Source organism: Mycobacterium sp. P7213 (assembly GCF_900604305.1).
Taxonomy (GTDB): domain Bacteria; phylum Actinomycetota; class Actinomycetes; order Mycobacteriales; family Mycobacteriaceae; genus Mycobacterium.
Genome location: NZ_UWOA01000074.1, coordinates 1 through 14,679, shown reverse-complemented (window position 1 = coordinate 14,679; position 14,679 = coordinate 1). Strand labels below are relative to the sequence as shown.

12 protein-coding genes are annotated in these 14,679 nt (G+C 67.3%); 9 read left to right on the top strand and 3 right to left on the bottom strand.

All coding sequences use genetic code 11. The features are described from left to right. Positions 1–226: 226 nt before the first annotated feature. The 6 genes from EJK91_RS20260 to EJK91_RS20235 all read left to right on the top strand — a co-directional run bounded on the left by EJK91_RS20260 (position 227) and on the right by EJK91_RS20235 (position 5,723). Positions 227–754, top strand: a complete 528-nt coding sequence (locus EJK91_RS20260; RefSeq protein ID WP_024441678.1) for a general stress protein — start codon at positions 227–229, stop codon at positions 752–754. Positions 755–827: 73 nt separating this feature from the next. Then, positions 828–2,249 (top strand): ABC transporter substrate-binding protein, encoded by a 1,422-nt coding sequence (locus tag EJK91_RS20255; RefSeq protein ID WP_046301347.1) that lies wholly within the window; start codon positions 828–830, stop codon positions 2,247–2,249. Next, a complete protein-coding gene (locus EJK91_RS20250; RefSeq protein WP_125079805.1) occupies positions 2,246–3,139 on the top strand; it encodes a carbohydrate ABC transporter permease in 894 nt (297 codons plus the stop codon). Before EJK91_RS20255 ends, EJK91_RS20250 begins: the two co-directional genes overlap by 4 nt. Then, complete coding sequence (locus tag EJK91_RS20245; protein WP_024441681.1) at positions 3,136–3,963, top strand: carbohydrate ABC transporter permease; 828 nt, start codon at positions 3,136–3,138, stop codon at positions 3,961–3,963. Before EJK91_RS20250 ends, EJK91_RS20245 begins: the two co-directional genes overlap by 4 nt. Positions 3,964–3,967: 4 nt before the next feature. Beyond that, entirely contained in the window at positions 3,968–5,113 is a 1,146-nt protein-coding gene (locus EJK91_RS20240; RefSeq protein ID WP_046301345.1) for an ABC transporter ATP-binding protein, read from the top strand. A gap of 7 nt (positions 5,114–5,120) precedes the next feature. After that, positions 5,121–5,723, top strand: coding sequence for a suppressor of fused domain protein (locus tag EJK91_RS20235; protein WP_046301344.1), 603 nt, complete (start codon positions 5,121–5,123; stop codon positions 5,721–5,723). Positions 5,724–5,732: 9 nt separating this feature from the next. On the opposite strand, the gene corA is transcribed toward EJK91_RS20235, so the two are convergent. After that, positions 5,733–6,767 carry a magnesium/cobalt transporter CorA gene (gene corA / locus EJK91_RS20230; protein WP_046301343.1) on the bottom strand — a complete coding sequence of 345 codons (1,035 nt, stop codon included), beginning with the start codon at positions 6,765–6,767 and terminating at the stop codon, positions 5,733–5,735. A gap of 172 nt (positions 6,768–6,939) precedes the next feature. Here corA and EJK91_RS20225 point away from each other — a divergent pair, with 172 nt between their 5' ends. The 3 genes from EJK91_RS20225 to EJK91_RS20215 all read left to right on the top strand — a co-directional run bounded on the left by EJK91_RS20225 (position 6,940) and on the right by EJK91_RS20215 (position 10,263). Then, positions 6,940–7,929, top strand: coding sequence for a malate dehydrogenase (locus tag EJK91_RS20225; protein ID WP_024441685.1), 990 nt, complete (start codon positions 6,940–6,942; stop codon positions 7,927–7,929). A gap of 292 nt (positions 7,930–8,221) precedes the next feature. After that, on the top strand, positions 8,222–9,403 hold the full coding sequence (locus tag EJK91_RS20220) for an NAD(P)-dependent malic enzyme (RefSeq protein ID WP_125079804.1): 1,182 nt from the start codon (positions 8,222–8,224) through the stop codon (positions 9,401–9,403). 8 nt (positions 9,404–9,411) lie between these two features. After that, on the top strand, positions 9,412–10,263 hold the full coding sequence (locus EJK91_RS20215; RefSeq protein ID WP_241178766.1) for a glycine betaine ABC transporter substrate-binding protein: 852 nt from the start codon (positions 9,412–9,414) through the stop codon (positions 10,261–10,263). Positions 10,264–10,269: 6 nt separating this feature from the next. Here the strand turns inward: EJK91_RS20215 and EJK91_RS20210 are convergent, their stop codons facing one another. Then, positions 10,270–11,094 (bottom strand): SDR family NAD(P)-dependent oxidoreductase, encoded by an 825-nt coding sequence (locus EJK91_RS20210; RefSeq protein WP_024441688.1) that lies wholly within the window; start codon positions 11,092–11,094, stop codon positions 10,270–10,272. Between the two features lie 164 nt (positions 11,095–11,258). Further along, a partial coding sequence (locus EJK91_RS20205) for a multifunctional oxoglutarate decarboxylase/oxoglutarate dehydrogenase thiamine pyrophosphate-binding subunit/dihydrolipoyllysine-residue succinyltransferase subunit (protein WP_206430453.1) occupies positions 11,259–14,679 on the bottom strand: 3,421 nt, incomplete at its 5' end.

The following is a 14,679-nucleotide window of genomic DNA, read 5'->3' as shown; positions in this document are numbered from 1 at the left end:
GGGATAGCCGGGTGCCGGCGGGTAGCCCTCGGGTGCCGGCGGGTACGGCCATCCGCCCTGGTCGGGAGCGGGCGCGCCCGCGTCGGCCCAGGGCTGGTTGGGGTTGCCTCGTGGATTCTCGCCAGAATCCCCGCCGGGAGCTGTCATGCTGTTCAACCTAGCCGATGCGCCGGGACCGGCTTGTCGTCCGACAGTCGGCATCTCGGAGCGAGGAGAGAGAAATCCCATGACCAGCCCCTTCCAGCCCGGACAACCCCCCGGTCCGATCGGTGCGGCGGGCCCGCCGGGACGTCGCGCTCCGGCCCGACTGCCGACCCCGCCCCAGGGGTGGCCGATCGGGTCGTACCCCACCTACGCCGAGGCGCAGCGCGCGGTGGACTATCTGTCCGATCAGCAGTTCCCCGTTCAGCAGGTGACGATCGTCGGCGTGGACCTGATGCAGGTCGAGCGGGTCACCGGCCGGCTCACCTGGCCCAAGGTGCTCGGCGGCGGAGTGCTGACCGGCGCCTGGCTGGGCCTGTTCATCGGCCTGGTGCTGGGCATTTTCAGCGACAACCCGACACAGGCACTGGTGACTGGCCTGATCGCCGGAGTGTTCTTCGGTTTGATCACCTCATCGGTTCCCTACGCGATGGCCCGCGGGACAAGGGATTTCAGCTCGACCATGCAACTGGTGGCGGGTCGCTACGACGTGCTGTGCGACCCGCAGAGTGCCGAGCAGGGCCGGGATCTGTTGGCCAAGCTCACGCTCTGACTCTGCGTTGTTGCATAGCGTGGCCGGACGGCCTTACCGTCGTGGCACGAAACGGCAACGGGAGGCAAGTGGCGTGGCGAGTCGGCGCGGTCGCGTACGGCGGCTGGGCGCGGCCGCATTGACCGCACTGACCGTTGTGTCGGCGGGGTCGGCCTGCGGTTCGTCCGGACAGTCCGGCGCTGCCCCGGTGATCAGCGTCTACACCCCGGCCAACGACACCGCGACGTTCCGGGTGATCGCGGCGCGCTGCACCGAGCAGGCCGGTGGTCGCTACCGGGTGCAGCAGTTCAGCCTGCCGCGCGCCGCCGACGATCAGCGCCTGCAACTGGCCCGTCGGCTGACCGGAAACGACCGCACCTTGGACGTGATGGGTCTCGATGTGGTGTGGACCGCCGAGTTCGCCGAGGCCGGCTGGGCGTTGCCACTGGCTGAGGATCCGGCCGGCAAGGCCGAGGCCGACGCCGCGGACGACACGCTGCCCGGCCCGCTTGCCACTGGCCGCTGGCGCGGTCGGCTCTATGCCGCACCGCTTGTCACCAACACCCAATTACTGTGGTACCGGCCGGATCTGATGAAGTCCGCGCCGTCCACCTGGGACCAGATGATCGCCGAGGCGGCGCATTTGTATAGGGCGGGCCAGCCCAGCTGGATCGCGGTGCAGGCCAAGCAATACGAGGGTTTGGTGGTGTGGTTCAACACCCTGCTGGAAAGCGCCGGGGGAAGGGTCCTCGGGGATGACGGCAAGACGGTCACCCTCACCGACACCGCCGAGCACCGCGCCGCCACCGTCGCCGCGCTGCGGGTCATGAAGGCGGTGGCGACCGCCCCGGGTGCCGACCCGTCGATCACCCAGACCGATGAGGGCACCGCCCGGCTGGCATTCGAGCAGGGCAAGGCGGCACTCGAGGTCAACTGGCCTTTTGTGCTGCCGTCCATGCTGGAGAACGCCGTCAAGGGCGGGGTGAGTTTCCTTCCGCTGCAGGGGCGTTCGGATCTAGCCGGCAGTATCGACGGCGTCGGAGCTTTTGCGCCCAGCGACGAGCAGTACCGCATTGCCTATCAGGCCAGTCGTAAAGTGCTCGGGTATGCGCCGTATCCGGCGGTCTTGCCGGGGCATCCGGCCAAGGTGACCCTCGGCGGGTTGAACCTGGCGGTGGCCAAGACCACCCGGCATCGCGGCGAAGCGTTTGAAGCGGTGCGTTGTCTGCGAAACGCCGCGAACCAGAAGTATCTCGCGATCGAGGGCGGCCTGCCCGCGGTGCGCGCCTCGGTGTACGCCGACCCGCAGTTCCAGGAGAAATACCCGCAGCACAACGTGATCCGGCAGCAGCTCACCGACGCTGCGGTGCGGCCCGTGACGCCGGTCTATCAGGCGGTGTCGACCCGGATATCGGCGACGCTGGCGCCGATCAGCGCCATCGACCCGGAACGCACCGCCGATGAGCTCACGGTGCAGGTGCAAAAGGCCATCGACGGCAAGGGGCTGATTCCGTGACCCGCACCGGCTCCCGCGCCGATGATGTCCGGTCACAGCGCCGGCTCGCGGTGGCGCTCGTCGCACCGGCGGTGATCCTAATGCTGGCCGTCACCGCCTATCCAATCGGCTACGCGATCTGGCTGAGTCTGCTGCGCTATAACCTGGCCACCCCGGAGGACACCGCGTTCGTCGGGCTGGCCAACTATCAGACCACCCTGACCGACTCCTACTGGTGGACCGCATTCGCGGTGACGCTGGGCATCACCGTGGTCTCGGTGCTCTTCGAGTTCGTCTTGGGCCTGGCGCTGGCACTGGTGATGCACCGCAGCATGTTCGCCAAGGGCATGGTGCGCACGGCGGTGCTGGTGCCCTACGGGATCGTCACCGTCGCGGCCGCCTACAGCTGGTATTACGCCTGGACTCCTGGGACCGGCTACCTGGCCAATCTGCTGCCGACCGGCAGTGCGCCCCTGACCCACCAGCTGCCGTCGCTGGGAATCGTGGTGCTGGCCGAGGTGTGGAAGACGACGCCGTTCATGGCGCTGCTGCTGCTGGCCGGCCTGGCACTGGTGCCCGACGAACTGCTCAAAGCGGCCCAGATGGACGGTGCCGGCGCCTGGCGGCGACTGGTCACCATCATTTTGCCGATGATGAAACCGGCGATCCTGGTGGCACTGCTGTTCCGCACGCTCGACGCGTTCCGGATCTTCGACAACATCTACGTGCTCACCAACGGCTCCAACAGCACCGGATCGGTGTCGATACTGGGCTACGACAACCTGTTCAAAGGATTCAACGTGGGCTTGGGGTCGGCGATCTCGGTGTTGATCTTCGTCTGCGTGGCGCTGATCGCATGGCTGTTCGTCAAAGTGTTCGGCGCCGCGGCACCGGGATCGAGCCAGCGATGACCGAGCTTCGCCGACGCACCGCATGGCTGATCATCGACCTGGCCGTGGTGCTCTACGCACTGGTCCCGGTGCTGTGGATCTTCTCGTTGTCGCTCAAGCCCACATCAACGGTCAAGGACGGCAGACTGATTCCGTCCACCGTGACCCTGGACAACTACCGCGGCATCTTTGCCGGCGATGTGTTCGGCTCGGCACTGATCAACTCGGTGGGCATCGGTCTGATCACCACGGTGATCGCGGTGGTGATCGGGGCGATGGCCGCCTATGCGGTGGCCCGCCTGGAGTTCCCGGGCAAGCGGTTGCTGGTCGGGGCGGCCCTACTGATCGCGATGTTCCCCCAGATATCGCTGGTGACACCGATTTTCAACATCGAGCGCGCCACCGGGCTGTTCGACACCTGGTTGGGATTGATCATTCCCTACATCACCTTCGCGCTGCCGCTGGCGATCTACACCCTCTCCGCGTTTTTCTCCGAGATCCCGTGGGACCTGGAGAAGGCCGCCAAAATGGACGGCGCCACCCCCGGTCAGGCGTTCCGCAAGGTGATTGCGCCGCTGGCGGCGCCGGGCATCGTCACCGCGGCGATTCTGGTGTTCATCTTCGCCTGGAACGATCTGCTGCTGGCGTTGTCGCTGACGGCGACCAAGGCCTCGGTCACCGCACCGGTCGCGATCGCCAACTTCACCGGTAGTTCGCAATTCGAGGAGCCGACCGGATCGATCGCGGCGGGGGCAATGGTGATCACCGTGCCGATCATCGTGTTTGTTCTAATCTTCCAACGACGGATCGTGGCGGGACTGACCTCCGGTGCGGTGAAGGGATAGGCCGATGGCAGAGATCGAACTCGTCCACATCACCAAGAGCTACCCCGATGGCGCAGTGGCGGTAAAGGATCTGTCGCTGAGCATCGCCGATGGTGAGTTCATCATTCTGGTGGGACCCTCGGGCTGCGGAAAATCCACCACGCTGAACATGATCGCGGGTCTGGAGGAGATCTCGTCGGGGGAACTGCGCATCGGGGGCGAACGCGTCAACGAGCGTGCCCCCAAGGACCGCGACATCGCGATGGTCTTCCAGTCCTACGCGCTCTACCCGCACATGACGGTGCGGGGCAACATCGCGTTCCCGCTGACCCTGGCCAAGATGAAGAAGCCGCAGATCGCCGAAAAGGTGGCCGAGGTGGCCAAGATCCTGGATCTGACTGAGCTGCTGGATCGCAAGCCGTCGCAGCTCTCCGGCGGCCAACGTCAACGGGTCGCGATGGGGCGGGCGATCGTGCGGCACCCCAAGGCATTTCTGATGGACGAGCCGCTGTCGAACCTCGATGCCAAGCTGCGGGTGCAGATGCGCAGCGAGATCGCCCGGCTGCAGCGCAGGCTGGGCACCACCACCGTCTACGTCACGCATGACCAGACCGAGGCGATGACGCTTGGGGACCGGGTGGTGGTGATGCACGGTGGGATCGCCCAGCAGGTCGGCACACCCGACGAGCTTTACGAACGGCCCGCCAACCTGTTCGTCGCGGGTTTCGTCGGCTCTCCGGCGATGAATTTCTTCCCGGGCACGCTGACCGCGACCGGCGCACGCCTGGCTATCGGCGAGGTACCGCTGGAGGCGGCGACTCGCGAATCGATCGGCAGGCATCCCGCACCGGCCGGCGGTGAGGTTGTCATCGGGGTACGCCCGGAGCATCTCGGCGATGCCGCGCTGCTCGATGACGCGCAGCGCGGTCGCGCGGTGAGATTCGCGGCCCGCGTCGACCTCGTCGAATCGCTGGGTGCCGACAAATACCTGTACTTCACCCCCAACGAATCCGGCGACGCGCCAGCCGAAAACGATCTGGTGGCCCGGGTTCCGGCTGCATCGAGGGCGTCCGGAGGGCAGCCGATCGAGCTGGCGCTGAACCCCGACAAGGTGGTCGTGTTCGACGCCAAGACCGGAGTGAACCTCAGCGTCGCGCCGGCTGGGCGGTGACCCGCCGGTGAGTGAGGTTCTGGACCGGCTGCGTGAGCATGTCCGACGCCACTTTGCGGGCGTCGCTGCCGAGCCCGACACCGCGAGGGTGACGTTTCTGGGTGTCGAGCCCATCGAGGTGTTGCGGTTCGGGCCCGGACCCGACCGGATGGTGCATTACGTCTCGGTCGGTTGCTCGCGCCATCCCATGGGTGACCCCGGCCAGCTGCTTGCCGATCCGGTGCACGGCCCCCGGGCCGAAATCGTGGTGAGCCTGCGGTCCTCGGGTTCTGACACCGGGCTGGCCCGCAGTCTTGCCGCGGTCGCGGCCGCGCCGGTGGTCGAAGGGGTGGTGCTGGCGCCCGATGCGCTGATCGACCTCGGGGGTCCGCTGTGGACGGGGCCCTCGGGTCCGGTGCCGTTCACCGCGGTGTTGCTGGGCGACAGCGACATCGCCGAGTTGACGCTGTCCCCGCCGCGGGAGCCGGTGCGGTTCTTGTCGGCCACCCCGATCACCGCGACCGAGGCAGCGTGGGTGCGGCTCAAGGGCGCCGAGGCGATGCGCGAAGCCTGGCGCGCCGACGGTGTGGACGTCTTCGACCCGGACCGTCCAGCCTCCCAGCCTCAGTAGCCGCGGCGCTCAGAGCCAGCCGTTGCGGCGGAACGCGCGGTAGAGCACCGCGGAGATCACACCCATGCCCGCCACCACCGCCGGATAGCCGAACGCCCAGTGCAGCACCGGCATGCGGTCGAAATTCATGCCGTAGATTCCCGCGATCATGGTCGGGACGGCGATGATGCCGGCCCAGGCCGACATCTTGCGCATGTCGGTGTTCTGCTGCATGCCCACCCGCGCCAGCGCGGCCTGCACCAGCGAGCTGAGCAACTCGTCGTACCCGGCGATCTGCTCGGCTGCGCGGGTCTGGTGGTCGGCGACGTCGCGCAGATAGCGCCGTACCTCTTTGGAGATCAGGTCCCGGTAGTCGTTCTGCATCCGTTCAAACGGCACCGACAGGGGCGCGACCGCGCGCCGCAACTCCACGACCTCGCGCTTGATCTGGTAGATCGGCTCGACGTCGGTGCGGGTCCCGGGCGCGAACGCCGTCTCCTCGATGACATCGATGTCGCTTTCCATGAGGTTGGTCACCTCGACGTAGCGGTCCACCACGTAATCGGCGATGGCGTGCATCACGGCAAACGGGCCCAGTCGCATCTGCTCGGGATCGGCGTCCATCCGTTTGCGGACTTGCGCCAGACCGCTGTGCTCGCCGTGGCGGACGGTGACCACGAAGGTCTTGCCGACGAAGATCATGATCTCGCCCGTTTCGACGATCTCGCGCGGCAGTACCGCCGATTCGTGCGGCACGTAGTTGACGGTCTTCAGCGCCAGGAACAACGTGTCGTCGTAGCGCTCCAGCTTGGGTCGTTGATGCGCCTGAACAGCGTCTTCGACGGACAACGGGTGCAGTTGGAAGGTGGCGGCCACGCCCTGCATCTGGGCCGCGTCCGGCTCGTGCAGGCCGACCCAGACGAATGCTTCTCGGCCACCAGCCTCGATCTCGCGCACCTTGGCCCGCGCGCCGGCGGGGGTGAATTCGCCGGGAATCCGCTCGCCGTCCGCATAGACACCGCAGTCGACCAGCACTCGGGGTGTCGGGTCTTGCAACGCCGTCATGGCCGCTCTCCCTCCGGCGCAGGTGCCGGTCAAATGCTACGCGTGTGGCGCCAACCTGCACGGTGAGCACGAGCCAGGGCCGGAGGTCCCGAAGTTTCGGCGACGACGCCGGTGCGCTAGTTTCGACCCGGACCAAAGCAGACCAGCCGAACCCGTTCGAGGAGCACTTGACGTGAGCACAACCCCACTCAAGGTGGCCGTCACCGGCGCCGCCGGCCAGATCGGCTACAGCCTGTTGTTCCGCCTGGCCAGCGGCTCGTTGCTCGGCCCCGACCGGCCGATCGAACTGCGCCTGCTGGAGATCGAGCCCGCCCTCAAGGCGCTCGAGGGCGTCGTCATGGAGCTCGACGACTGTGCCTTCCCGCTGCTGTCGGGTGTGCAGATCGGCTCGGACGCGAACAAGATCTTCGACGGCGTCAACCTGGCGCTGCTGGTCGGCGCCCGCCCGCGTGGTCCGGGCATGGAGCGCAGCGACCTGCTCGAGGCCAACGGCGCGATCTTCACCGCACAGGGCAAGGCCCTCAACGCGGTCGCGGCCTCCGACATCCGGGTGGGTGTCACCGGCAACCCGGCCAACACCAACGCGCTGATCGCGATGACCAACGCCCCCGACATCCCCAACGAGCGCTTCTCGGCGCTGACCCGCTTGGACCACAACCGGGCCATCTCGCAGCTGGCCGCCAAGACCGGCGCCAAGGTCACCGACGTCAAGAAGATGACCATCTGGGGCAACCACTCCGCGAGCCAGTACCCGGACGTGTTCCACGCCGAGGTCGGTGGGCGTAACGCCGCCGAGGTCGTCAATGACCAGGCCTGGATCGAGAACGACTTCATCCCCACCGTCGCCAAGCGCGGCGCGGCGATCATCGACGCGCGGGGCGCCTCCTCGGCCGCCTCCGCGGCTTCGGCCACCGTCGACGCCGCCCGCGACTGGCTGCTGGGCAGCCCGGACGGTGACTGGGTGTCGATGGCCGTGGTCTCCGACGGCTCCTACGGTGTGCCGGAAGGCCTGATCTCCTCGTTCCCGGTCACCACCTCCGGCGGTGACTGGAGCATCGTGCAGGGGCTGGAGATCGACGACTTCTCCCGCAGCCGCATCGATGCCTCGACCGCTGAGCTGGCCGAGGAGCGCGAGGCCGTCACCGGCCTGGGCCTGATCTGAGGCGCTAAGCCCGGCGGGCGACTTCCGGTGCGAGTTGCACCCGGGAAGTGAGCCCGAACCGAGCTCGACAGCTGCCGGTGCGCGCAGCGCGGCCGTCGTGCAGCGACGGTCAGATCGCCCCTTGCCACAGCGGTATCGCCTGGCACCAGCCGACGATGGCAGCGATCTGGTGGTACGCCGATGTGATGCCGGCAAAACATCAGCGAAAGAGCGTAGCCGCGCACGCGGGATGCGCTGGCTGCCCCCAGCCGATCGAAAGAATGCGAAACCAGCGAAGTACCCTGGACTATCGATGCCCGAGAACCTTGCGATGAACAGCTCGCCGATCGTCATCGGAGACGAAGAGATCTTCGAAGCCCACACGGGCGGGAAGATCTCCGTCGACCTCAAAACCCCGCTGGACACCCAGCGCGCGTTGTCGATCGCCTACACCCCGGGGGTGGCGCAGGTCAGTCGCGCCATCGCCGCCGACCACACGTTGGCGGCCCGCTACACCTGGGCGCACCGGCTGGTGGCCGTGGTCAGCGACGGAACGTCGGTCCTGGGGCTCGGTGACCTTGGCCCGGCGGCGTCCCTGCCGGTGATGGAGGGCAAAGCGGCGCTGTTCAAGACCTTCGCCGGCCTGGACTCCATTCCGATCGTGCTGGACACCAAGGACCCGGACGAGATCGTCGAGACGCTGGTGCGGCTGCGCCCGTCGTTCGGGGCGGTGAACCTGGAGGACATCTCCGCGCCGCGGTGCTTCGAGATCGAGCGGCGCGTGATCGAGGCGCTGGACTGCCCGGTGATGCACGACGACCAGCACGGCACCGCGATCGTGGCCCTGGCGGCGCTGCTGGGTGCGGCCAAGGTGCTCGACCGCGACATCGCGTCGCTGCGAGTGGTGGTCTCCGGTGCCGGGGCCGCGGGTGTGGCGTGCGCGAACATCCTGCTCTCGAGGGGCATCTCGGAGATGATCGTGCTGGATTCGCAGGGCGTGCTGCATCCGGAGCGCTCCGGAATGAACGACATCAAGCTCGAGCTGGCGCAGCGGACCAATCCTCGTGGACTTACCGGTGGTCTGGCCGAGGCGCTGGCCGGTGCCGACGTCTTCCTGGGCGCCTCCGGTGGCGTGGTGCCCGAGGAGCTGATCGCGTCGATGGCTCCGGGTGGGGTGGTGTTCGCACTGTCGAACCCCGATCCCGAGATCCACCCTGACCTGGCAGCCAAGTACGCGGCGGTGGTGGCGACCGGTCGCAGCGATTTCCCCAACCAGATCAACAACGTACTGGCCTTCCCCGGCGTGTTCCGTGGTGCGCTGGACGCCGGTGCGCGACGCATCACCGAAGCGATGAAGTTGGCTGCGGCAGAGGCGATTTTCTCCGTCGTCGCCGACGAGCTGGCACCGGACCGTATCGTGCCCAGCCCGCTGGACCCCCGGGTCGAGCCGGCCGTTGCTGCGGCCGTCGCGGCGGCCGCAGAGTCCGCGTCGTAGAGCGCCCGGTGCCCAGGCGACATCACCTGCGCCGCCTGGCGCTGGGATGCGCGGCTGTGCTGATCGCCGGTTGTGGTGCCCATCCGGGGCCGCCGCCACTGGGCGTGGGCATGTCGCTGGATCCGCAGTCGCAGGTCCTGGGCCACCTGTATGCGAGCGCGCTGCGCGGTACCGGCGCCGCGGTGCTCCTTGAGGCCGTCGAAGATCCGGTAACCGGGTTGGACGCGGGGGAGTTGACGGTCGTTCCCGGTTTCACCGGCCGTTTCTTGGTGATGTTCGCCCGCGACTCGGTGGCGCGCTCCGATCGGGGCGTCTACCGGGCGTTGGCCGGCGCGCTGCCGGAGGGCCTCGCGGTCGGCGACTACGCGATGACCGCCGAGGACAAACCCACATTGGCCGTCACGAAGACGACCGCGACCGCGTGGGGAGGCACCGACTTGCCCACGCTCGTCCGGCATTGCGGCGGACTGACCGTCGGCGCTGTCGCGGGCGTGCGGGTCCCGCGCGTGGTGGGCCGGTGCACGCTCCCGAAGCTACGTGAGTTCGCTGATGACGCAGCGTTGTTCGCTGCACTGAAGGCCCGCCAGATCACCGCGGCATGGTCCAGTACCGCCGACCCCGACGTGCCGGAAGGCATGGTGCTGCTCGCCGACACCCGCCCCGCGCTGGTGCGCGCCGAGAATGTGGTGCCGCTGTATCGCCGTAATGAGTTGACCGAAGCCCAACTGCTGGCGGTCAATCAGGTGGCCGGCGTGCTGGACACCGACGCCTTGATCGAGATGCGCCGGCAGGTGGCCGACGGTGCCGACCCGCAGGCTGTCGTGGACGCCTTCTTGGACGAGCACCCACTCGGCAGATAGCCGGGCCTACTGGGGCCTGAGCTTGGGGAGGGCGAACGAGAAAAGGCGCTGGTAGCGCGAGCCCAGGACGCGCACGAGCAGGTCCAGCACTCGCGCGTCGTTTCCGATGAGCACGCGAGCCCGGTTCTTGCTGACGCCGTCGAGGATCACCCGGGCCGCCTCTTCGGCGGTGGTGGAGGCTAGTTTCCGGTCGAAGAAGTCGGCCATGGCCGCGGCGTCCAAACCCTCGGCGACGGTGGCGTTGCGGGCGATCGCGGTCTTGATGCCGCCCGGGTGCACCGTGGTGACCTTGACCGGGTGCTTGTTGATGGCCATCTCCTGGTTCAACGCCTCGGTGAAGCCGCGGACCGCGAACTTCGCCGCGTTGTAGGCGGCCTGGCCGGGCATGGCCAGCAGCCCGAACAAGCTGGAGATGTTGATGACGTGGCCGTCGCCGGACTCGATCAGATGCGGCAGGAAGGCCTTGGTGCCGTTGACCACGCCCCAGAAGTCGACGTCCATCACCCGTTCGATGTCCTTGAACGGGCTGATCTCGACGTCGCCGCTGAACGCGATGCCGGCGTTGTTGTAGATCTGGTTGACCTTGCCGAAGTGCTCTTTGACCTCTTCGGCGTAGGCGAGGAACGCTTCCCGCTCGGTGACGTCGAGGCGATCGGCCTTGACCCGTACCCCCAGCGCTTTCAGCCGCCGCTCGGTCTGGGCGAGCCCCTCGGTGTCGACGTCGCTGATCGCCAGTTGCGCTCCGGAGCGGGCCAGTTCGATGGCCAGCGCTTGACCGATGCCTGAGCCGGCACCGGTGACGACGGCGACTTTCCCCGCGAATCCCTGCATGTGCTCTCCCCAACGGTTGGTGGAACCCCGAGCGTATCCGGTACCGCTGGTACCGCATTGACTGCCCTCGGTGAGCGTGCGCAGTTGCCCAGCAAGACGCGGCGTGTTGCGCACAAACACGCACACTCGCCGGTGGCAAACACGCACACTCGCCGGTGGAAGGCCTAGCCGAATGCCGAGTCGATGATCTCCTGCTGTTCGACCGCGTGCACCTTCGACGACCCCGATGACGGCGCCGACATCGCCCGTCGCGAAATGCGCTTGACCCCGGTCAGCTTCTCCGGCAACAGCTCCGGCAGCTCCAGGCCGAACCGCGGCCACGCGCCCTGGTTGGCCGGCTCCTCCTGCACCCAGAAGAACTCCTTGGCATTCGGGTAGCGGTCCAGCGTTGCGGCGAGGCGGCGCTTGGGCAGCGGGGCCAACTGTTCGATTCGCACGATCGCGATGTCGTCCCGGCCGTCCTTGGCCTTGCGGGCGGCCAACTCGTAGTAGAGCTTGCCGCTGGTCAGCAGCACCCGGGCGACCTTGCTGCGATCGCCCACGCCGTCCTCGTAGGTGGGTTCTTCGAGCACCGAGCGGAACTTGACGTCGGTGAAGTCCTTGACGTCGCTGATCGCCGCTTTGTTGCGCAGCATCGACTTCGGCGTGAACACGATCAGCGGACGCCGGATCCCGTCGAGGGCATGGCGGCGCAGCAGGTGGAAGTAGTTCGACGGCGTCGAGGGCATCGCAATCGTCATCGAGCCCTCCGCCCACAGCTGCAGGAACCGCTCGACGCGTCCCGAGGTGTGGTCCGGTCCCTGGCCCTCGTGGCCGTGCGGCAGCAGCAGCACCACGTTGGACAGCTGGCCCCACTTGGCCTCGCCGGAACTGATGAACTCGTCGATGATCGACTGGGCGCCATTGACGAAGTCGCCGAACTGCGCTTCCCACAACACCAGGGCTTCGGGGTTGCCGACGGTGTAGCCGTACTCGAAGCCGACCGCGGCAAACTCGGAGAGCGGCGAGTCATAGACCAGGAACTTGCCGCCGCTCGGGGTGCCGTCGGCGTTGGTGGCCAGCAGCTGCAACGGGCTGAACTCCGCGCCGTTGGCCTGGTCGATGATCACCGAGTGGCGCTGCGAGAAGGTGCCTCGGCGGGTGTCCTGCCCGGACAACCGGATCAGCTTGCCTTCGGCGACCAGCGAACCCAGTGCCAGCAGCTCGGCGAACGCCCAGTCCACCTTGCCCTCGTAGGCCATCTCACGGCGTCGCTCCAACACCGGCAGGACCCGTGGGTGCACGGTGAAGCCCTCGGGAACGGCTAAGAACGCGTCGCCGATGCGGGCCAGCATCGCCTTGTCCACCGCGGTGTTCAGGCCGCGCGGCACCTGCTGCTCGGACTCCACCGACTCGCTGGGCAGCGCGGCGTGCTTCTCCAGTTCGCGAATCTCGTTGAACACCCGCTCCAGTTGGCCGTGGTAGTCGCGCAGTGCGTCCTCGGCCTCCTTCAGCGAGATGTCGCCACGGCCGATCAGGTCTTCGGTGTAGCTCTTGCGGACGCTGTTCTTGGTGCCGATCACGTCGTACATGTACGGGTTGGTCATCGACGGGTCGTCGCCCTCGTTGTGCCCGCGGCGGCGGTAGCACAGCATGTCGATGACGACGTCGGTGTGGAACTTCTGCCGGAAGTCCACCGCCAGTCGGGCCACCCAGTCGCAGGCCTCCGGGTCGTCGCCGTTGACGTGGAAGATTGGCGCGCCGATCATCTTGGCCACGTCGGTGCAGTATTCGCTGGAGCGTGAGTAGTCCGGCGCTGTGGTGAAACCGATCTGGTTGTTGACCACGATGTGGATGGTGCCGCCGACCCGGTAGCCGGGCAGCAGTGCCATGTTCAGCGTCTCGGCCACCACGCCCTGGCCGGCGAACGCGGCGTCGCCGTGCAGCATCATCGGGACGACCGAGAACGGCGGCTTGTCTTCGGTGCCCGAGGCGCCGCGGCCCAGCAGGTCCTGGCGAGCACGGACCAATCCTTCGAGCACCGGGTCCACGGCCTCCAGGTGCGACGGGTTGGCGGTCAGCGACACCTGAATGTCGTTGTCGCCGAACATCTGCAGGTACACCCCTGTGGCACCCAGGTGGTACTTGACGTCGCCGGAGCCGTGCGCCTCGGCCGGGTTGAGGTTGCCCTCGAACTCGGTGAAGATCTGCGAGTAGGGCTTGCCGACGATGTTGGCCAGCACATTGAGCCGGCCGCGGTGCGGCATGCCGATGACAACTTCGTCGAGGCCGTGCTCGGCGCACTGGTCGATGGCCGCGTCCATCATCGGGATGACGGTCTCGGCGCCCTCCAGGGAGAACCGCTTCTGGCCGACGTACTTGGTCTGCAGGAAGCTTTCGAACGCCTCGGCGGCGTTGAGCTTACTCAGAATGTATTTCTGCTGCGCCACAGTCGGTTTGATGTGCTTGACTTCGACGCGCTCCTGCAGCCACTGCTGCTGCTCGGGCTCGAGGATGTGGGTGTACTCGACGCCGACATGGCGGCAGTAGGCGTCGCGCAGCACCGACAGGATCTCGCGCAGCTTGCGGATGTCACCGCCGGGCAGGCCCTCGACTTTGAATTCGCGGTCCAGGTCCCACAACGTCAGGCCGTGGCTCTGCACGTCCAGATCGGGGTGGCTGCGGAACCGGGTGTTATCCAGGCGCAGCGGGTCGATGTCGGCCATCAGGTGGCCGCGGTTGCGGTAGGCGGCGATCAGCTCGACGACGCGGGCGTTCTTGTCGACGACCGAGTCCGGGTTGTCGGTGCGCCACCGCACCGGCTCGTAGGGGATGGACAGTTCGAAGAAGATCTCGTCCCAGAACGCGTCGGAGAGCAGCATCTCGTGCACCGTGCGCAGGAAGTCGCCCGATTCCGCGCCCTGGATGATGCGGTGGTCATAGGTCGAGGTGAGGGTGATGACCTTGCCCACCCCGAGTTCGGCGATCCGCTGCTCGCTGGCGCCCTGGAACTCGGCGGGGTACTCCATCGCGCCGACGCCGATGATCGCGCCCTGCCCGGCCATCAGCCGTGGCACCGAGTGCACGGTGCCGATGGTGCCGGGGTTGGTCAGCGAGATGGTCACCCCGGCGAAGTCCTCGGCGGTGAGCTTACCGTCGCGGGCTCGACGCACGATGTCTTCATAGGCGTCGACGAACTGCGCGAAGCGCAGCGATTCCGAGCCCTTGATGGCAGCCACCACCAGGGAGCGCTTGCCGCCGGCGCCTTGCAGGTCGATAGCCAGCCCCAGGTTGGTGTGGGCCGGTGTGACGGCGTTCGGCTTGCCGTCGACCTCGGCGAAATGCCGATTCATGTTGGGGAACTGCTTGACCGCCTGCACGATCGCGTAACCCAGCAGGTGGGTGAACGAGATCTTGCCGCCGCGAGTGCGTTTGAGCTGGTTGTTGATGACGATGCGGTTGTCGATCATCAGCTTGGCCGGCACGGCGCGCACGCTGGTTGCCGTCGGCACCTCCAGGGAGGTGGACATGTTCTTGACCACTGCCGCCGCGGCGCCACGCAACACCTGCAGCTCGTCGTCGGCGAGGGGTGGCGGTGCTTGCGAG